Origin of the sequence: Salinibaculum sp. SYNS191 (genome assembly GCF_037338445.1) — an archaeon.
GTDB classification, from domain to species: Archaea; Halobacteriota; Halobacteria; order Halobacteriales; family Haloarculaceae; genus Salinibaculum; species Salinibaculum marinum.
The window spans coordinates 698,438-714,700 of the sequence record NZ_CP147838.1 but is presented as its reverse complement, the minus strand read 5'-3'; the positions used below and the strand labels follow the sequence as shown (position 1 = coordinate 714,700).

The window sequence follows — 16,263 nt, the reverse complement described above, 5'->3', positions numbered from 1 at the left end:
TCCGTCACTGGACGTCCCGCAGCAGGTCCAGCAGCTCCGTCTGCGCCTCGCTGGGCGTCCGCGTCAGTTGCTCGCTGGTCCCGTCGACGCCGAGCGCGTCGGCGAGCGGAACGCCCGGGTAGCCGCCGGTGACGACGAAGAAGTCCGTGCCGTCGTTCCAGACGCCGACCCAGCCAGTCACCGGGATGCCCCCATCGACGACCGGGTCCATCCCGTCGAAGCGGGTCAGCCGCGCCCGGTTGCCCGACCGCACGCGCACCCGCTCGGTCCGGGCCCGCTCGATGTCCGTGACGCCGCGGTCCTCCAGACGCCGCCGGAACTTCTTGCGGGCCTCCGACTGCATCGTCGGCAGAATCATCGACGGCAGCGTTCCCGGCGGTAGCATCGGGTCGAAGCCCAGGTGCGTGGCGGCGAAGAAGCGCCACTTGTGGTCGAGTTCGCCGTCCGTGGCCTCCGTGACGGCCTCTCTGGTCTGTTCGTCCTCGTACTGCCGCGTCGCCCCGACGACCCGCGCAGCCGGGAGCTGGAACACCGTCTCGACGGACTCGGCGGCCAGTTCCCAGCCACGCAGTTTCTCGCCCGGCACCGTCGGGTAGTCGGGGTCACCGGGCATCTAGTGGTCGTCCTCGCGCCACTTGTGGTCGCACTCGGTACAGGTGAAAAAGCGCGTCTCGGACTCGTCGGCGGCGCGAATCTGCTTCATCTCGTAGTAGGCCTTCTCGTTGCCACACTCCGGGCAGCGCGCGTTCGTCGTCGGCCCCATAGCCTCGTCGCCGGCCTCGCTCATGTCGACGACTTCCGACTCCTCCTGGCCCTGCGTCGTCACCATCGCCTCCTCCTTCGCCCCGTCGCGGAGTTTCTCGTGGCCGCAGCTCCCGCAGACCCAGTGGTCGCCTTCTGTCTTCATCATCGAACCGCACTCGTCGCAAAATTCCATGTCAGGTGAGTATCCGCCTCAGCAATTTAACTCCCCGGGTTCAGCTGTTGGCGTCCCACTGCGGGCACGCGTCCATGTCCTCCATCACCTCGTCGTGGAGGCCACAGTAGGGCGCGATTTCGCCGTCGGCGCGGACGTACTCGAAGTGCGCGCAGTTCCCGCAGTACCGGTCCGGCCGCCCGCGCTCCTGGACGGCCTCCCTGACGTCCGCGTTCGCGGCCGCCGGGTCCTGCGCTCCACCGGCATCGGCGGCGTCGACGGCCCCCGCGCCGTCGCCCGCCGGGGTCGGTGACGGCGTCGGGTTCGGCGTCTGCTGGACCCCCATCTCGTCGACGTCGGGTTCCGCGACGAGCGTGTCGGCCTCGCCGTCGTTGGTCTGTGTCTCGACGTTCCCGTCGGGGTCGTTCCCGAACAGGCCGATGCCGCCCATCCCGGGGATGGCGCTATCGGTGCTGACGACCTTGATAGTGCCCTCGTCGGTGAGTTCCAGCCGGGCGGTGCCGCCGGGGTCGTTGCGCGTCTTGAACGTCGCGATGCCGACGAACAGACACCAGAACGTCACGAGCGTCCCCAGCGAGTACAGAAGCGTCGTCGCGACGGCCATCGCCGGGTCCGTCGACACCCAGTTGTATGGGTAGGCGTACCCGAACAGGGCGACGCCGAGAATCGCCAGGCTCGCGCCGATCGCCGCCCCCGCTCGCGTCCCCCGGCCGGCCGGCAGCACGGTCAGGATGCCGACGAACACCGCGGGCACGCCCAGGCCGGCGAGGACGCCCGCCAGCTCGCGGGCCTCGAACACCGAGAGGCCGACACTGCCGGCGAGGTCGGTTGTGGCGATGGGGATGGCACCGACGACCATCGCCGCGCCCGCGAGGAAGAGCCCGGCCCCCGCCAGCCGCTGGCGCGGGTCCGCCACGACGCCCACGCCCCCGTCGTACACGTCAGTGAGGCTAGTCATGTGGTTTGATATCACCGACAGCTACAAAACTCCCCGTCAGACGCGCGTCACACGGCGGGTCCGGAACGACGTCGCGCCCCGGGACGGGCGAACAGCGGCGGTGGAGCCGCGAGCACAGGGATTCGTAAACACTAATCCATGGGGCGGGGAAGGGGGCGTATGGCCGAAGACGACGACAGCGAGGACGAACCTGCCGTCTCGCTCGGCGAGGGCGACGCCGTCGAGGGCGCGCCGCTCGCGCGGGTCGCCGAGCGACTCATGTGGGGCATCGAAAAGAGCGAAGTCGACGCCCGCGAGGGCGAGACCACCATCCGGACGCCCGACGGGCCGCGGGAACTCTCCGACGTCCTGGCGGAGGTCGACGAACCGTACTTCTCGACGCGCCAGGAGTTCACCAGCGCCGTCGAGGACGTCATCGGAACCGGTCCGGTTCCGACCGAGTGAGGCACACCTCCGTCGGACTTTTGTCCGTTCCGGTCGTCCACTCCGTTGATGACACTTCCTATCGACCCGACTCTGCTCGGTCCCGAGGACATCGGAGAGGAGCAGACCGTCCTCGCGATGGACCACGAGGAGGCAATCGAGTTCGTCCGCGAGGCGTGCGAGGACGCCGGCTTCGGCGTGCCCGTCGAGTTCTCGCCCTCGGAGATGCTCAACGAGAAAATCGGCGCGGACCGCGACCCCTACTACGTACTGGGTGCCTGCAACCCCGAAGTCGCTGACCGGGCGCTCGACGCCTCGGACAACAAGCTCGGGGGTCTGATGGCCTGCAACGTCGTTCTCTGGGAGGAGGAACCGGGTCGCCAGCGGGTCTACCACGTCTCCATCATGCGCATCGCGCGGCTGGTCGGGATGGCCCCCGACGACGACACCTGGGCCGACATCGTCGCCGACACCGGCGAGTACGTCGAGGACCTGTTCTCGACGCTGCGGGCGTCGGAACACGCCGTCGCCTGAGACGCCTGGCCGCCGCTCTCGTCGGCACGTCGGGTCGTCGGAGCGCGTGCGCACGTCCCCGCGACTGTGTGGCCGAGAGCGTCAGGCCTCCGTGAGCATGTCGCGGACGTCGGCGCGGCGGATGTCCATCCCGTGGGCGTCCCGCGCGTGTTGCTGGACGAACTCGATGAGTTCGCTCTCGTTCTCCGACCGTACCATGAAATCGCAGTCCATGCCGGCGTCCCGGCAGCGAACCTCCAGCGCCATGTGTGTCACTCCGGGCCTCGGTTGCGCAGTCCGGGCTGTAGTTATTGAGTGGCTTGTCGGGAGTTGGCTCGCGTTACGCCGGGAAACGACACCTTTCTCTGGCGTCAGTCGTCGCCGTGGACTGCCTCGTGGAAGGCCGTCGCCTGCTCGACGGTCATCGTGCGCCACTCGTCGCCCTCGTCGAGGCGGACCTGCACCATCCCCTCGGGGATGTCGGCGTCGACGCGCCGTGCGTGCTCGGTGACGAGGTGGTCGGCGTATTGCGCCTGTGCGGCCGACTCCGAGGGCGCAATCGATTCCCAGCCGCAGCCGTCGCGTGTACAGCGGACCATTAATCGCGTCTTACCGCGGCGGAGGGAGAGCGGGCTAATAAGCGTTCCGTCCGGTGGTTTCGCCGACACTTCTTTCAGAAGTCAGTCAGTTGCGACTGGATGCCGGCGACCATCTTCGACTTCCGGCGCAGGGCCGACAGCGAGACCGGCAGCGCAGACTCCAGTTGCCGAATCGCACCGTGGAACGTCTCCGCCGTCGCGTAGTCGCCCTCGAAGGCGTGGCGGACGCCCTCGCGAATCTGCCAGACGCCGACCGGTGCCCAGTAAGACTCGCTTGCGTGACGGATGACCAGACAGGTCGCCTGTCGGTCGACGTCTTCGAGGTGTTCGAGCACGGCCAGCCGCGAGGCGTAGTACGCCCCGGACGTCTCGTCGACGTAGCCCGTCCGGCCCTCGTAGCCCTCGTCGTCGGCGGCCATGTAGTACTCGCCGTCGGGTTCAGGGTTCCAGATGCTGCCCGGCGCTTTCAGTTCGACGAGTTCGAACTCCCAGTTGCCGGGCGCGAGAATCACCCAGTAGTCGTTGCCGACGTAGTCGTTGTACCAGACCTGTACCTCGTTGACGGTCGAGGCGTTGCGAATGCTCCCCCGGAGGTACTGCCCGACGGTGTCGTCGACGGCGGTGATGGACCACCGCGTCGGGACGAGCCGACGGTTCCGCCCGCGGCCGAGCGCGCCCGCCGAGAGGATGGTGTTGATGTCGTAGACGTCGAACCCGCGGCGGTAGAGGTAGGTCATCGCGCCCTGGGCCTGCCAGTCGTCGTCTTCGAGCGTCTTCTCGACGGCTTTCGGGACGTGCGGGTTCTCGGCGAGGTCGGCCTCCCTGGCGCGTGCGCGCGGTCCGGTCGGCGTCGAGATGTCGTCCAGCGAGAGGTCCAGTTCCGGCTTCGCATCGAGTCCCAGTTCCACGTCGACGGGGTGGTCGGCGATCGCGACTTCGCGCTGGACGCCGACAAAGCCGTCCCAGACGTCCTCCACGTTGACTTCCGCCGAGCGCGTCGAGTTGAGCAACCCCGTCCGGCGCTGGAGCACGTCGTCTATCTCGTAGCCCTGCCGGTACCACTCGCCGCTGGTCGCGAAGTCCGTCGCGTCTGCCTCGGCGTCCATCGGCGAGAGCAGCCCCGTCGAGACGTCGGGGTAGTTCGACCGGCCGACGAATATCTCCGGGGCCGTCGAGCCGAACAGGGAGTCGCCCTGCACGACGGACTCGAACTGCCGTTCCACGTCGTCGAGGTAGTCGGTGATCGCGTAGGACTTCTCCTCGGCCAGGCGACGTCGCTCGGCAGCCTCGTCGCGCTCGAACCCCTCGACGAACTCGTCCAGCCGCATTCGTCCGACAGTGGGTGCCTCCGGCGTATGAATCTGACCCTCAGCCGTTGCGAGGAGACCACCGCCGTGTTCACACGGACGACCCCCGGTCCCGTGGCTGTCCGTGACGTTCGACGGGGAGCGGACTGTCCTCCCCCCCCTCGGAGACGAGAAGGTGCGTCTGACTGGCGGTGGGGTCCCTAGCTGTGGATTCCCATCGCCTCTATCTGTTCCTGGTACCGGTTGCGGATGGTGACTTCGGTCACCTGGGCGACGTCTGCGACTTCGCGTTGCGTCTTCTTCTCGTTGCAGAGCAGCGACGCGGCGTAGATTGCGGCGGCCGCGTAGCCGGTGGGCGATTTGCCCGAAAGAAGGCCCTTCTCTGCGGTCGTCTCGATTATCTCGTTCGCTTTGGTCTGTACCTCTTCGGAGAGTTCGAGTTCTGAACAGAACCGCGGGACGTACTTTTTGGGGTCGACGGGCTCCATCTCCAGACCGAGTTCCTGCGAGATGTAGCGATAGGTGCGTCCGATTTCTTTGCGCTCGACGCGTGAGACGTCAGAAATCTCCTCCAGGCTTCGCGGAATCCCCTCCTTCCGACAGGCGGCGTAGAGTGCGCTCGTCGCGACCCCCTCGATGGAGCGGCCGCGGATGAGGTCCTCCTTCAGCGCCCGGCGATAGATGACGGATGCGACCTCCCGGACCGACCGCGGGACCCCCAGTGCGGAGGCCATGCGGTCGATTTCCGAGAGGGCGAACTGGAGATTTCGTTCGCCGGCGTCTTTGGTTCGGATGCGCTCCTGCCACTTCCGCAGTCGGTGCATCTGGCTTCGCTTCTTCGAGGAGATAGACCGGCCGTAGGCGTCCTTATCCTTCCAGTCGATAGTGGTCGTCAACCCCTTGTCGTGCATCGTCTGGGTCGTCGGTGCGCCGACCCGCGACTTCTCCTGTCGTTCCTGGTGGTTGAACGCCCGCCACTCCGGCCCGGGGTCGATGTTCCCTTCCTCGACGACGAGACCGCAGTCGTCACAGATGAGCTCACCCCGGTCAGAACTCTTTATGAGGTCCTCAGACCCACACTCCGGACAGTCCCGTACACCCTCGTCCTCTTCTTGTTCAGTTTCAGACTCGCGCTCGCGCTCCCGCTGGCGGCTGGACCGTGTCATCGCACTTTTATAGTAGTATTGGCGATATACTTAAACCCTTGGTCAAAACTCTTTCGGTATCTGTCCCCTTCCAGACAACGGAATGGTCGGAAACCGATAGACAGCGGCGCTTTGGTATCGGATGGCACAGCATTTTCGAGTGCAAACTGTAATGCCTGTCCAACGGTGAGGTAAATCCGAATGCCGGTCATCGAGTGCGACGTGGCTGCGGCCCGGGACCGACTCGAAGCTGCCGGGGTCGAGGTACGGCCAGGCAACACCGACCACGAACGGTGGCGCGCCGACTACGCCGACGCGATCGCGGTCGCGTACGACGACAAGGTGGTGGTCCAGGGCAGCCAGCCCGGCCGCCTGGAAGGGCTGTTGCGCGATGCCGGCGGACGCGCGCACGTCTACTTCGACGGCGCGGCCCGCGGCAACCCCGGACCCGCCGCTATCGGGTGGGTCATCGTCACCAGCGACGGCATCGTCGCGGAGGGGGGCGAGCGCATCGGCGCGACGACGAACAACCGCGCCGAGTACGAGGCGCTGGCGCGCGCGCTGGAGGTCGCCGCCGACTACGGCTTCGACCGGGTCGACGTCCGCGGCGACTCGGAACTCATCGTCAAGCAGGTTCGCGGCGAGTACGACACCAACAATCCGGAGCTGCGCGAGCGCCGCGTGCGGGTGCGGGAACTGCTCGCGCAGTTCGACGAGTGGTCGCTGTCGCACGTACCGCGAGAGATAAACGAGCGCGCCGACGAACTTGCCAACGAGGCACTCGAAGATGGCTGAGAACACCGACCAGGACGGAGCACCCGACAGCGAGGACGGCGACGGTGACGCGGAACTCCCCGCCGACATCGTCGACGAGGCGGAGCGGCTGACCCGCCTGGCTCACCAGGCGGTCGACGAAGCCGAGGCGGCGACGTACCGCCGGGCGCGCACGGACCTGCTGGACGACACCGACTTCGCCGCGCGGGTTCGCGAGGACGACCGCGACACGCTGGTGCTGTACCCCGAGGAGTGGGTCGTCGACGGGACGGTCCACCCCGACCGGGTCGACGACGTCGACCGCGGCATCGAGCGGCCGCTGGAGGGACCGGGTGCCAGCAACGACTGGCAGACCGTCGAGGACCACAACCGGACCGTCGCCGAGCAGGTGGCCGAGGAGGAGGGGGCGGTCCACGGACAGAACGCCCACGCGCTGGCCGATTTCGCCAGCAACCACTACGCGAAGCCCATCGACCGGCTGACCCGGGAGGAGCGAGAGGAGTTCCTCTCGGAGTACTTCGTCCGGAACGCGTTTCCGAGCGACGACCAGAAAGCGGTCGTCGACGTGTCAGTGCAGCACGCCGTCGATGTCGCCGACGACGAGTCTACCGGTGCTGGGCGATGAGGGCTTCGATGTCCTCGGCCCGGCTCTCCTCGGTGACTATCTTGTCGAACATCCAGCCGAGCTGGTCGAGGACGGCCTCGTAGCCGTCGTCGGTCAGCGCGTACTGGTTCGTCCGCTTGTCGAGTTCGCTCTTCTCGACCAGTCCCATCTCGACGAGGTCGTCGAGGTTCGGGTAGAGTCGGCCGTGGTTGACCTCGGAGTCGTAGTACGTCTCGAGCTCTCGCTTGATGGCGAGCCCGTAGCGGGGCTCCTCGGCGAGAATCGTGAGGATGTTCTGCTGGAACGCGGTGAGCTCTTTCGCTATGCCTGGACTTTCGGCTACCGTCTGTGCCTCTGACATGCTTATTCAGATGTCACCTGTCTATTTAACACTTGGTAAATCGGAAGCGGGTTGTCACGAACGAACCGCAGGACGCGAGAGCGATAGCCGCAGCTTTCTAGAGGAGTCGAACATTCAGACCCGCCAATCGGTTACCCCGCTTTCGGGGACCGTGCCTCTGTCTGTATCTCGGGCTACAGAATGAGACCGAAAGTAGTTTTTGGTAGGTACGCGGAGACCCGATTGATGGTGAATCTCTGGGAAGACCTCGAGACGGGCCCGAACCCGCCCGAGGAGATCTACGCTGTCGTTGAGTGCCTCAAGGGCGAGCGCAACAAGTACGAGTACGACAAGGACATCCCCGGCGTGATGCTGGACCGCGTGCTCCACAGCAACGTCCACTACCCCTCCGACTACGGGTTCATCCCGCAGTCGTACTACGACGACGAGGACCCCTTCGACGTGCTCGTCCTCGTCGAGGACCAGACGTTCCCCGGCTGCGTCATCGAGGCCCGCCCGGTCGCGCTGATGAAGATGGACGACGACGGCGAACAGGACGACAAGGTCATCGCCGTCCCCGTCGAGGACCCCCGGTACGACCACATCGAGGACCTGGAGGACATTCCCCAGCAGACGCTGGACGAGATAGACGAGTTCTTCGCGACCTACAAGAACCTCGAAGAGGGCAAGGAAGTCGAGACGCTGGGCTGGGAGGACAAGCAGGCCGCCAAAGACGCTATCGAGCACGCCCAGGACCTATACGAGGAACATTTCGGCTGAGTTTACGCCAGCACTTCTCCCCGATTCTCAGTTTTACGCACGAGCGACAGCCTCAAATACGTGAACTGGGGTAAATTCGGCCGAATTCACCCGTACTAACTGCCATTTATACGACAGTGCGGCCCCTGGTATCGAGCGAAGGCGGTGAGGACGATGCACGACACCAACGAAACCCACGACCCTCCATCGGACACCGAGCGGCCCCGCTATCGCACAGTCGAGTTCGCCGACGGCCTCGTCATCTACGACCGTACGGCCACACGGCGCTGGATTCACGCCGACGTGACCGTCTCCCTGGACGAGATGCGCTGACCCGTATGCCCGTCGGTAATCCCGGCAAGACGTGCCATGAATTATGAGCATGGGTAATTACTTGGGGGTCCAGCCCGTCGTTCGACGTACGATGGCTACCAGACAGTCGACCGTCGGCGTCGACCACCCGACCGTCGTGCCGGCGAACTTCGACCCCGAATCGACGACGTGCCCGGAGTGTGGCCGCCCGCTCTCGGAGCACTGATTGCCGATTTCTCGGAGAACCCGCTCCATCGGGCCGCTCGGCCCCGTTCCCGGCGTCGAAAAGAAGCTTCTTGTGCGATACCGCAGTAACCCGGTGTATGGGTCTGTTCGACCGCTTGCGTGGCGATGGCAATCCCCGTGTCGCCTTCTTCGGCATCGACGGGGTCCCGTACAGCCTCGTCGCAGACAATCCCGACGAGTTCGATAACCTCGCGGCGATTGCCGACGAAGGCAGTGCCGGAGCTATCGACAGTATCGTTCCCCCGGAGTCAAGCGCCTGCTGGCCGTCGCTGACGACCGGCGTCAACCCCGGTCAGACCGGCGTCTACGGCTTCCAGGACCGCGAGACCGACTCCTACGACACCTACGTCCCGATGGGTCGTGACGTCCAGGCGACCCGCATCTGGGACCGCGTCCAGAGCGCCCAGCGCCAGGCGACGGTGATGAACGTCCCCGTCACGTTCCCGCCCCAGGAGAACGTCCAGCGGATGGTCTCGGGCTTTCTCTCCCCCGGCGTCGACCGGGCCGCCGAACCGGCGGAACTGCGCTCGTTCCTCGAAGCCAACGACTACAAGATAGACGTCAACGCCAAACTGGGCCACGACGAGGACAAGTCCGCGTTCATCGAGGACGCCCACGAGACGCTGGACGCCCGCTTCGAGGCGTTCAAACACTACGTCGAGGAGGACGACTGGGACCTCTTCTTCGGCGTCTTCATGACCACCGACCGGGTGAACCATTTCCTGTTCCGGGACTACGAGCACGACGGCGAGTACAAGGAGGAGTTCCTGGAGTTCTACAGCAAGGTCGACGACTACCTCGGCCGCCTCCGGGAGATGCTCCCCGACGACGTGACCATGCTCGTCGCCTCGGACCACGGGTTCACCACGCTCGAACACGAGGTCCACTTAAACGAATGGCTCCGTCAGGAGGGCTGGCTCTCCTACGAGGACGACGACCACTCCGAACTCGACGACATCAGCGACGAGACCCGCGCGTACTCGCTCATCCCCGGCCGGTTCTACCTCAATCTGGAGGGTCGCGAACCCCGCGGGAGCGTGCCGGAAGACGACTACGAGGCCGTCCGCGCGGAACTCAAGGAGAAACTGGAGGCCCTCGAAGGGCCGGACGGCACGCCGGTCGCAGCGAGCGTCGAGACCAAGGAGGGTGCCTTCCGGGGTGCCCACGACGCCATCGCACCGGACCTGACCGTCGTTCCCAACCACGGCTTCGACCTCAAGGCCGGGTTCAAGGGCAGCGAGGAGGTGTTCGGCACCGGGCCGCGCAACGGCATGCACAGCTTCGACAACGCCTGTCTGTTCGTCGACGACCCGGACGTGCGCATCGAGGACTCGGACCTCTACGACATCGCGCCGACCATCCTCGACCTGCTCGAACTGGAGTACGACCGCGCCGAGTTCGACGGCGGGAGCCTCCTGACCCGGTCGTAACGGTCTCAGAAGAGGTCGTCCAGGTCCTCGTTCTCGAACACCGCTTTCGCGTCACCCTGCGGCGCGTTGTCCTGCGCCTCGCGCGCTCGCTCCATGAACTCCTCGACGCGTCGCGAGCGCTCGACCCCGCCAAGCAGGACGAGCGCACCGAGTCGCTCGCTGGCGAGCGGGAAGTCCCCGCCGCGGACCTGTAGCGACCCCGTCTCCTCCTCGACCCACTTCCGGGCGCGCTCGACGCCCTTCCGCGAGATGCGGTCCGGGTCGCCGGCGATGACCAGGAGGGCTGCCTGCGCCTCGACGGCGTCCGGCAGGCTCATCTTCGTCAGGAGGGCGTTGCGCGTCAGGCTGGTGATGGTGTTGATGTTCTCGCCGGCGTCCTCGCTGGCTTCCGCGGTGGCGTAGCCCATACACGCCATGCCGCCCTCGCGGAGGGTGTTGATTATCTCCGAGGAGTCCACGACGCTCTCTCCGACGCCTTCGACGGCCTCGCCGGAGGCGAGCAGGAGGCCGACGCGGCGGGCGATCTGTTCGTTTATCTTCTCGAATCCTTCCTCGACGCTCTCGCCGCTCTCGCGCCAGGCGTCGTTGTCGATGAGGAGGGCGGAGTCGGACTCGCGGACGACGGTCTTGAGCGACCGGCCGGCGTTGGCCTGGTAGATAGAGCCCTCGTCGCGGCCGGGGAGGATGCCGAGCGTGTAGATCGGGACGTCGTAGACGCGATTGAGTTCGTTCGCGAGCGCTGGCGCACCGCCGCTGCCGGTCCCGCCACCGAGGCCCGCGACGATGAAGACGGCCTCGACGTCGGTCGTGATTCGCTGGCCGAGTTCGTCCATCACCTCCGTGGACTCGTCCTGCATAATCTCCGCGCCGAGTTCGTTGTCGCCGCCGACGCCGTGGCCCTTCACGCGGTCCTGGCCGACGAGCATCGTGTCTATCTCCAACTCCTGGAGGTCCGTCCGCGCGGTGTTGACGGCGAACGCGCCCTGCACCGCGCCGAAACCCATCTCGTAGTCGAACTCGGCCAGGGCCTGGGTCACCTTCCCACCGGCCTGGCCGACACCTATCAGGACGACTTTCATATTGCATACCTGGGCGACCCGGTTAATGAACGTTAGGCACGTCGTGGGTTGCCGGCGGTCCCCACATTCAAGTACGGAAGCGCGACCACGCCGGTTCATGGACGAGAGCTTCGAGGAACGGCTCGCAGCCGTCGAGCGCGCGCTGACCGACACCGACGGGGACCGTCCCGACCTCGCGACCGCCGCGGAGGTCGCAGAGCGAGTCGACGACCTGGAAACCGACCTGGCGGCGCTGACCGACCGCGTCGCCGAACTGGAAGCGGCCACCCAGGCGCTCCGTGGCTACGTCGGCAACGTCCGCTCGGTCAACGAGGAAGTCGAGCAGCGCGCCGACCTGGCACTCTCGAAGGCCGAGGCTGCCAGCAGAGCCGTGGCGGACTCGTCGGGCGACCACCGGCGGCAGTCCCGGCAGGCCGACGGCGACGGATCTGGACCGGCGACTGGTGCGGGTCAATCACAGGGTGCGACGACTGCGGACGCCCCCACTCCCGACTCACCGGCGTCGGCCGCGGCTCGCGGGGACTTTGCACCGTCTGCGCCGCGCGAGGAGCTGACCGACGGGAGGTCGTTTCTCGACGACGACGTCGAACGGGACCCCGCGTCACTCGCCGACGAGGGTGACACCGCGGGCACGTCCGGGACAGCACCGTCGGAGACTGGGGCGGACGACGAGGCTGGCGTGCTCGCTCGCATCCGGGCGCTCGTCTGATGCTGCGGACCGTCCTCGCCGTCGCGCTCGCGACCGCGCTGCTCGCAACGGCGCTCCCGGTCGTCGACTCGGCGCGCACGACCCACGCCGAGCGGACCGTCGAGAACGAACTTCGGCACCTCGACAGCGCCGCGACGAGGCTCGCGGACGCCAGCGACCCGGTGCCGAGAGACGCACCAGGGGCGCGCCGCGAGCACGCGGTCGTACTTCCGCAGGCGTCGTGGGGAACCGCCCCCCTCGCTGCGCTCCGGGTCCCCCCGCCCGGCAGCGACGAGGCAATCTCCTACCGCGTCACCGGCGGCAACTGGACGACGTTTCACACCCGTTCGCCCGTCCCGGTCGTCGGGCCGCCCGGGGGTCTTACCCTCCGTGACGGGGGTCGCCACCGACTCGTGTTGACCTTTCAGCGCCGCGCAGGCCGTGCGGTCGTGGTGGTCCGCCGCCCGGACGTTTAAATCGGAGTACCGGACCACCCCAGTCCATGGAGACGTTACGGGACAGACTGCCCGACGTGCTCTCGGCCGACTCGGACGCGGATGCACCGTGTGGCTGTACCACCTCTTTCGACGGCGACGCGCTCGTCGTCGAGGCAGCGGACTGCGACGGCGGCGGCCGCCTCCACGCCGACGCCGACTGTCGCGAGACGGTCGTCCGGGCGCTGACTGCCCGGGACGTGGAGGTCGTCCGCGTCCGGCAGAGGGGTGTCGAGCGGGTCTACGAGGCCGACGCTGCGTCGCTGCTCGTCGCCGCCGGGCGCTTTGCCGAGTCGGTCCGTCGGCGGGACCGACGACTGGCCGAGCGGGCGATGCGCGACCCGCTCGGCGCGGCTCGCGAGGCGACCGGCCGCGCGGATGCCACGTCGGACGTCGCCGCGGAGACCGGGCTGGCGGAGCTGGCCGTCCGCGTCGAGGACTACGAGACGGGTCTGGCACCGCTGGTCGGGCTGACGGTCAGCGACTGGCGCGTCGAGGCCGCTCCCCCGGCGACCGCCGAACTGACCGCCGTTCGCGACCTCGACACCGGCGGGACAGCGCGCATCTACGACACCGGGTCCGGCGGCCGGTACCACCTCACGCCGCTCGACAGCGACCTCGACGCGGCAGCCGCGGGGACGCTGGCGACTGCCTACCGGCGACTCGCGGAGGGGGCCGTCGAGGGCGGCGAGCGAGCGCCCCCGCGAGCGGTCCGCCAGGTCGTCGCGGAGCGCGACCCGGAAGCGACCGCCGCGGGAACCGAGAGTCCGCCGGTCGAACGCCTCGGTCGCGTCCTCCACCGACACACCCGCGGCCACGGACTGCTGGCGGAACTGTTCGCCGACCCCGACGTCTCGGACGTCTTCGTCACGGCCCCTGCGGACCGGAACCCGCTTCGCGTCCGCGCGGGTGATCGGACGCTTCCGACGAACGTGCGCCTCACCGAGCGCGGCGTCGAGGCCTTCGCCGCCCGGTACCGACGGGAGAGCGGGCGGGGCTTCTCGCGTGCGGACCCGACGCTCGACGCCGCGACGACCGTCGGCGACCGACAGGTCCGGGTCGCCGGCGTCACCGACCCAGTCAGCGAGGGTGCCGCCTTCGCCTTCCGCGCCCACGACCGCGACGTCTGGACGCTCCCCGCGCTCGTCGGCAACGGGACCCTGACACCGGCGGCGGCCGGGCTGCTGTCGCTGGCCGTCGAGCGGGGCGCGGCTGTGCTCGTCGCCGGCCCGAGAGGGGCCGGGAAGACGACGCTGCTGACCGCACTGTTGCCCGAGCTACCACCCGACGTCCGCACCGTGGTCATCGAGGACGCCCCGGAACTCCCCGTCGGACGGCTCCAGGACAGCGGCCGGGACGTCCAGGCGCTCCGGACGACCGAGGAGAGTGGAGTCCTCTCGCCCACCGAGGCCGTCCGGACGGCGCTGCGACTCGGTGACGGCGCGCTCGTCGTCGGGGAAGTCCGCGGGACCGAGGCGCAGTCGCTCTACGAAGCCATGCGCGTCGGCGCGAACAACGAGGCCGTTCTCGGCACTATCCACGGCGAGGATGCAGACGCCGTCTACGACCGCGTCGTCGACGACCTTGGCGTGCCACCCTCGTCCTTTGCCGTCACGGACGTCGTGGTTTCGCTTGAACAGTGCGCCGACGGCACCAGACGGGTGCGAGCTATCGAGGAGGTTATCGACGGCGAGAGCGGGTCGTTCGTGCCATTGTTCCAGCGGACCGACGAGACCCTCGCATCGACGGACAGACTCGCCCGCGGGAACGCGCAGCTACTGGAGACGCTTCGGCGTCCCGGGGAGACCTACGCCGACCTGCTGTCACGACTGGAGCACCGCGAGGAGGAACTGGCCGAGCAGGCACGCGCGGGGCGGACAGACCTCGAGAGCGTGACGGCGGCGGTGACGGAACGGACGGCATGAGTCCGGTCGCCAGACTCGCACGGCTGTACCCGTGGTCTGTCGACCCCGACGAGGACCTGCGCCGGGCCGTCGCCTTCCTGGGGTGGGAGCGGTCGGCGGCCGGAGTTCTCCGGGCGAGTTACGGCGCTGGACTGGTCGGAGCGGCACTGACGCTTCTCCTCTCGGCGGTGGCCCCGACGCGGCTTCGGCTCCTCTCTTTGCTCCTGTCGAGCACCGTCACGCTGGTCGTGATGTCGTCGTTCACGCTGGTCCCGAGACTGCTCGCGACCGCGCGTCGGGTCCGTGCGCTGGGTGACGCTCCCGCACTCGTCGGGCGTGCTGTACTCAGCATGCGGCTGTCTCCGTCCCCCGAGCGCGCCGCTGTCTTCGCCGCCAGGGCCAGTGACACGCCGCTGGCCGACAGTCTCGGGCGTCACGTTCGACAGGTTCGCGGGACCCACGCCTCCGCACTGGAACGGTTCGGCGACGAGTGGGCGGAGTGGTTCCCTGCGCTCGCACGCTCGCTCGCGCTGGTCGGCACGGCCGCGGAACTCCCGGCCGAGGAGCGAGACCGGAGTCTCGACCGGGCGCTCTCTGTCGTTCTCGACGGGACGCGCGACCAGTTGCGGTCGTTCGGCGAGCAGATTCGGGGACCGCTGACCGCGCTGTACGCTTTCGGCATCCTCCTGCCGACAGCGCTGGTCGCGCTGCTGCCGGCCGCCCACGCTGCCGGTGTCGGCGTCACGCCCCTCTCGGTCGCAGTCGTCTACGACCTGTTGTTGCCCGCGGTGCTGGTGACGGCGGCCGCCTGGCTTCTCGCGCGCCGTCCGGCGACGTTTCCGCCGCCAGCCGTGCGACGGAGCCACCCCGACGTTCCCGACGTTCCCGACCGTCGTCTGACCGCAGTCCTCACCGGTCTTGCCGCCGGCGTCGCTGGCTGGTACGGCACGGCACTCGCGCTGCCGAAGTGGGCACCCCCGATAGCTGCGGTGGGTCTCGGAACCGGGACGGCGCTGCTGGCGCAGTATCGCCCCTACCTGGCCGTCCACGAGCGCGTCGCCGCCGTCGAGGAGGGACTCACCGACGCGCTCGCGCTGGTCGGCCGCCGGGTCTCGAACGGCCGGTCGGTCGAGTCTGCCGTCGCAGCGACTGCGGAGGACGTCACCGGACCCATCGGACGCGTCTTCGAGACGGCGGCGCGACAGCAGCGCCAGTTGCAAGTCGGCGTCGAACGCGCGTTCGTTGGCGAGTACGGGGCACTGGAGCACGTCCCGAGTCGGCGACTCCGCGACAGCGTGGCGTTTCTGGGGCTGGCCGCCAGCCACGGGGCACCGGCGGGGCCGGCGATACGCTCGCTCGCCACCCACGTCGACGAACTGCAGCGCGTCGAGCGCTCGGCCCGCAGTACCCTCCGGTCGGTCTGTGGCACTCTCCAGAGCACGGGAACGGTGTTCGGGCCGCTCGTCGCCGGCGCGACGGTCGCGCTCGCGGACGGGATGGCCGGCGGTGGCTCCGGGGGCCTCCCCGGCGGCGGCAGCGAACTCCCCTGGCTCGGACTCGCAGTCGGGTGGTACGTTCTCGTCCTGGCCGCCGTCCTGCCGACCCTCTCGACTGGACTGGTTCGGGGACTGGACCGCGCGCTCGTGGCCGTCCGCGTCGGGCGTGCGCTCGCCGTCGGAACGGTCGTCTACCTCGGCAGCTATCTGGTCGTCGGCGGCATCGCCTGAACTTTATCACCCAGCGGGCGACCA

20 protein-coding genes are annotated in these 16,263 nt (G+C 68.0%); 11 read left to right on the top strand and 9 right to left on the bottom strand.

Features of this window, described 5'->3' with window-relative positions:
* Positions 1 to 4 precede the first annotated feature (4 nt).
* From WDJ57_RS03820 to WDJ57_RS03810, 3 genes are read right to left on the bottom strand one after another with little or no spacing between them, the layout of a single operon-like run.
* Positions 5 to 613 (bottom strand): hypothetical protein, encoded by a 609-nt coding sequence (locus tag WDJ57_RS03820; protein ID WP_338904069.1) that lies wholly within the window; start codon positions 611 to 613, stop codon positions 5 to 7.
* Positions 614 to 937: a transcription factor S gene (locus tag WDJ57_RS03815; RefSeq protein ID WP_338904067.1), complete on the bottom strand. Its 324-nt coding sequence runs from the start codon at positions 935 to 937 to the stop codon at positions 614 to 616.
* A gap of 40 nt (positions 938 to 977) precedes the next feature.
* The gene (locus WDJ57_RS03810) at positions 978 to 1,895 is read right to left on the bottom strand and encodes a DUF7139 domain-containing protein (RefSeq protein WP_338904065.1); all 918 of its coding nucleotides are present in this window, start codon (positions 1,893 to 1,895) and stop codon (positions 978 to 980) included.
* 159 nt (positions 1,896 to 2,054) lie between these two features.
* On the opposite strand from WDJ57_RS03810, the gene WDJ57_RS03805 reads away from it, so the two are divergent.
* Together WDJ57_RS03805 and WDJ57_RS03800 are read left to right on the top strand one after the other, a co-directional pair.
* Positions 2,055 to 2,339 (top strand): DUF5789 family protein, encoded by a 285-nt coding sequence (locus tag WDJ57_RS03805; protein ID WP_338904063.1) that lies wholly within the window; start codon positions 2,055 to 2,057, stop codon positions 2,337 to 2,339.
* Between the two features lie 48 nt (positions 2,340 to 2,387).
* Positions 2,388 to 2,852 (top strand): DUF302 domain-containing protein, encoded by a 465-nt coding sequence (locus tag WDJ57_RS03800; protein WP_338904061.1) that lies wholly within the window; start codon positions 2,388 to 2,390, stop codon positions 2,850 to 2,852.
* Positions 2,853 to 2,933: 81 nt separating this feature from the next.
* Here the strand turns inward: WDJ57_RS03800 and WDJ57_RS03795 are convergent, their stop codons facing one another.
* The 4 genes from WDJ57_RS03795 to WDJ57_RS03780 form a co-directional block, all read right to left on the bottom strand.
* Entirely contained in the window at positions 2,934 to 3,098 is a 165-nt protein-coding gene (locus tag WDJ57_RS03795; RefSeq protein WP_338904059.1) for a DUF1059 domain-containing protein, read from the bottom strand.
* Positions 3,099 to 3,202: 104 nt separating this feature from the next.
* Positions 3,203 to 3,430 (bottom strand): hypothetical protein, encoded by a 228-nt coding sequence (locus WDJ57_RS03790; RefSeq protein WP_338904057.1) that lies wholly within the window; start codon positions 3,428 to 3,430, stop codon positions 3,203 to 3,205.
* Between the two features lie 74 nt (positions 3,431 to 3,504).
* Positions 3,505 to 4,758, bottom strand: coding sequence for a DNA repair protein NreA (gene nreA / locus WDJ57_RS03785; protein WP_338904056.1), 1,254 nt, complete (start codon positions 4,756 to 4,758; stop codon positions 3,505 to 3,507).
* Positions 4,759 to 4,937: 179 nt separating this feature from the next.
* On the bottom strand, positions 4,938 to 5,903 hold the full coding sequence (locus tag WDJ57_RS03780) for a transcription initiation factor IIB (protein ID WP_338904055.1): 966 nt from the start codon (positions 5,901 to 5,903) through the stop codon (positions 4,938 to 4,940).
* A gap of 180 nt (positions 5,904 to 6,083) precedes the next feature.
* Here WDJ57_RS03780 and rnhA point away from each other — a divergent pair, with 180 nt between their 5' ends.
* Both rnhA and WDJ57_RS03770 read left to right on the top strand, forming a co-directional pair.
* On the top strand, positions 6,084 to 6,677 hold the full coding sequence (rnhA, locus tag WDJ57_RS03775; RefSeq protein WP_338904054.1) for a ribonuclease HI: 594 nt from the start codon (positions 6,084 to 6,086) through the stop codon (positions 6,675 to 6,677).
* On the top strand, positions 6,670 to 7,281 hold the full coding sequence (locus WDJ57_RS03770) for a DUF7108 family protein (protein WP_338904052.1): 612 nt from the start codon (positions 6,670 to 6,672) through the stop codon (positions 7,279 to 7,281). Before rnhA ends, WDJ57_RS03770 begins: the two co-directional genes overlap by 8 nt.
* On the opposite strand, the gene WDJ57_RS03765 is transcribed toward WDJ57_RS03770, so the two are convergent.
* Positions 7,262 to 7,621 (bottom strand): PadR family transcriptional regulator, encoded by a 360-nt coding sequence (locus WDJ57_RS03765; RefSeq protein WP_338904051.1) that lies wholly within the window; start codon positions 7,619 to 7,621, stop codon positions 7,262 to 7,264. The genes WDJ57_RS03770 and WDJ57_RS03765 overlap by 20 nt on opposite strands.
* A 225-nt stretch (positions 7,622 to 7,846) precedes the next feature.
* Between WDJ57_RS03765 and WDJ57_RS03760 the strand changes: the two genes are divergently transcribed.
* From WDJ57_RS03760 to WDJ57_RS03750, 3 genes are all read left to right on the top strand, one after another.
* Complete coding sequence (locus WDJ57_RS03760; RefSeq protein WP_338904050.1) at positions 7,847 to 8,380, top strand: inorganic diphosphatase; 534 nt, start codon at positions 7,847 to 7,849, stop codon at positions 8,378 to 8,380.
* A 153-nt stretch (positions 8,381 to 8,533) separates the two neighbouring features.
* A complete protein-coding gene (locus WDJ57_RS03755; protein ID WP_338904048.1) occupies positions 8,534 to 8,692 on the top strand; it encodes a DUF7331 family protein in 159 nt (52 codons plus the stop codon).
* A gap of 302 nt (positions 8,693 to 8,994) precedes the next feature.
* Positions 8,995 to 10,347, top strand: a complete 1,353-nt coding sequence (locus WDJ57_RS03750; RefSeq protein ID WP_338904046.1) for an alkaline phosphatase family protein — start codon at positions 8,995 to 8,997, stop codon at positions 10,345 to 10,347.
* Positions 10,348 to 10,352: 5 nt separating this feature from the next.
* Here the strand turns inward: WDJ57_RS03750 and WDJ57_RS03745 are convergent, their stop codons facing one another.
* On the bottom strand, positions 10,353 to 11,426 hold the full coding sequence (locus WDJ57_RS03745) for a tubulin/FtsZ family protein (RefSeq protein WP_338904044.1): 1,074 nt from the start codon (positions 11,424 to 11,426) through the stop codon (positions 10,353 to 10,355).
* A 97-nt stretch (positions 11,427 to 11,523) separates the two neighbouring features.
* Between WDJ57_RS03745 and WDJ57_RS03740 the strand changes: the two genes are divergently transcribed.
* Genes WDJ57_RS03740 through WDJ57_RS03725 form a run of 4 tightly spaced genes read left to right on the top strand, consistent with a single transcriptional unit; the run spans position 11,524 to position 16,239 of the window.
* Positions 11,524 to 12,135, top strand: a complete 612-nt coding sequence (locus tag WDJ57_RS03740; protein ID WP_338904043.1) for a DUF7310 family coiled-coil domain-containing protein — start codon at positions 11,524 to 11,526, stop codon at positions 12,133 to 12,135.
* Entirely contained in the window at positions 12,135 to 12,590 is a 456-nt protein-coding gene (locus WDJ57_RS03735; protein WP_338904042.1) for a DUF7311 family protein, read from the top strand. Before WDJ57_RS03740 ends, WDJ57_RS03735 begins: the two co-directional genes overlap by 1 nt.
* 26 nt (positions 12,591 to 12,616) lie before the next feature.
* Positions 12,617 to 14,533, top strand: a complete 1,917-nt coding sequence (locus tag WDJ57_RS03730) for a type II/IV secretion system ATPase subunit (RefSeq protein ID WP_338904041.1) — start codon at positions 12,617 to 12,619, stop codon at positions 14,531 to 14,533.
* On the top strand, positions 14,530 to 16,239 hold the full coding sequence (locus WDJ57_RS03725; RefSeq protein WP_338904040.1) for a type II secretion system F family protein: 1,710 nt from the start codon (positions 14,530 to 14,532) through the stop codon (positions 16,237 to 16,239). Before WDJ57_RS03730 ends, WDJ57_RS03725 begins: the two co-directional genes overlap by 4 nt.
* The last annotated feature ends 24 nt before the right edge of the window (positions 16,240 to 16,263 follow it).

Bases quoted from the DNA above. Each gene is read 5' to 3' on its own strand.
- WDJ57_RS03820 (WP_338904069.1), bottom strand. From the start codon at position 613: ATGCCCGGTGACCCCGACTACCCGACGGTGCCGGGCGAGAAACTGCGT.
- WDJ57_RS03815 (WP_338904067.1), bottom strand. From the start codon at position 937: ATGGAATTTTGCGACGAGTGCGGTTCGATGATGAAGACAGAAGGCGAC.
- WDJ57_RS03810 (WP_338904065.1), bottom strand. From the start codon at position 1,895: ATGACTAGCCTCACTGACGTGTACGACGGGGGCGTGGGCGTCGTGGCG.
- WDJ57_RS03805 (WP_338904063.1), top strand. From the start codon at position 2,055: ATGGCCGAAGACGACGACAGCGAGGACGAACCTGCCGTCTCGCTCGGC.
- WDJ57_RS03800 (WP_338904061.1), top strand. From the start codon at position 2,388: ATGACACTTCCTATCGACCCGACTCTGCTCGGTCCCGAGGACATCGGA.
- WDJ57_RS03795 (WP_338904059.1), bottom strand. From the start codon at position 3,098: ATGGCGCTGGAGGTTCGCTGCCGGGACGCCGGCATGGACTGCGATTTC.
- WDJ57_RS03790 (WP_338904057.1), bottom strand. From the start codon at position 3,430: ATGGTCCGCTGTACACGCGACGGCTGCGGCTGGGAATCGATTGCGCCC.
- nreA (WP_338904056.1), bottom strand. From the start codon at position 4,758: ATGCGGCTGGACGAGTTCGTCGAGGGGTTCGAGCGCGACGAGGCTGCC.
- WDJ57_RS03780 (WP_338904055.1), bottom strand. From the start codon at position 5,903: ATGACACGGTCCAGCCGCCAGCGGGAGCGCGAGCGCGAGTCTGAAACT.
- rnhA (WP_338904054.1), top strand. From the start codon at position 6,084: ATGCCGGTCATCGAGTGCGACGTGGCTGCGGCCCGGGACCGACTCGAA.
- WDJ57_RS03770 (WP_338904052.1), top strand. From the start codon at position 6,670: ATGGCTGAGAACACCGACCAGGACGGAGCACCCGACAGCGAGGACGGC.
- WDJ57_RS03765 (WP_338904051.1), bottom strand. From the start codon at position 7,621: ATGTCAGAGGCACAGACGGTAGCCGAAAGTCCAGGCATAGCGAAAGAG.
- WDJ57_RS03760 (WP_338904050.1), top strand. From the start codon at position 7,847: ATGGTGAATCTCTGGGAAGACCTCGAGACGGGCCCGAACCCGCCCGAG.
- WDJ57_RS03755 (WP_338904048.1), top strand. From the start codon at position 8,534: ATGCACGACACCAACGAAACCCACGACCCTCCATCGGACACCGAGCGG.
- WDJ57_RS03750 (WP_338904046.1), top strand. From the start codon at position 8,995: ATGGGTCTGTTCGACCGCTTGCGTGGCGATGGCAATCCCCGTGTCGCC.
- WDJ57_RS03745 (WP_338904044.1), bottom strand. From the start codon at position 11,426: ATGAAAGTCGTCCTGATAGGTGTCGGCCAGGCCGGTGGGAAGGTGACC.
- WDJ57_RS03740 (WP_338904043.1), top strand. From the start codon at position 11,524: ATGGACGAGAGCTTCGAGGAACGGCTCGCAGCCGTCGAGCGCGCGCTG.
- WDJ57_RS03735 (WP_338904042.1), top strand. From the start codon at position 12,135: ATGCTGCGGACCGTCCTCGCCGTCGCGCTCGCGACCGCGCTGCTCGCA.
- WDJ57_RS03730 (WP_338904041.1), top strand. From the start codon at position 12,617: ATGGAGACGTTACGGGACAGACTGCCCGACGTGCTCTCGGCCGACTCG.
- WDJ57_RS03725 (WP_338904040.1), top strand. From the start codon at position 14,530: ATGAGTCCGGTCGCCAGACTCGCACGGCTGTACCCGTGGTCTGTCGAC.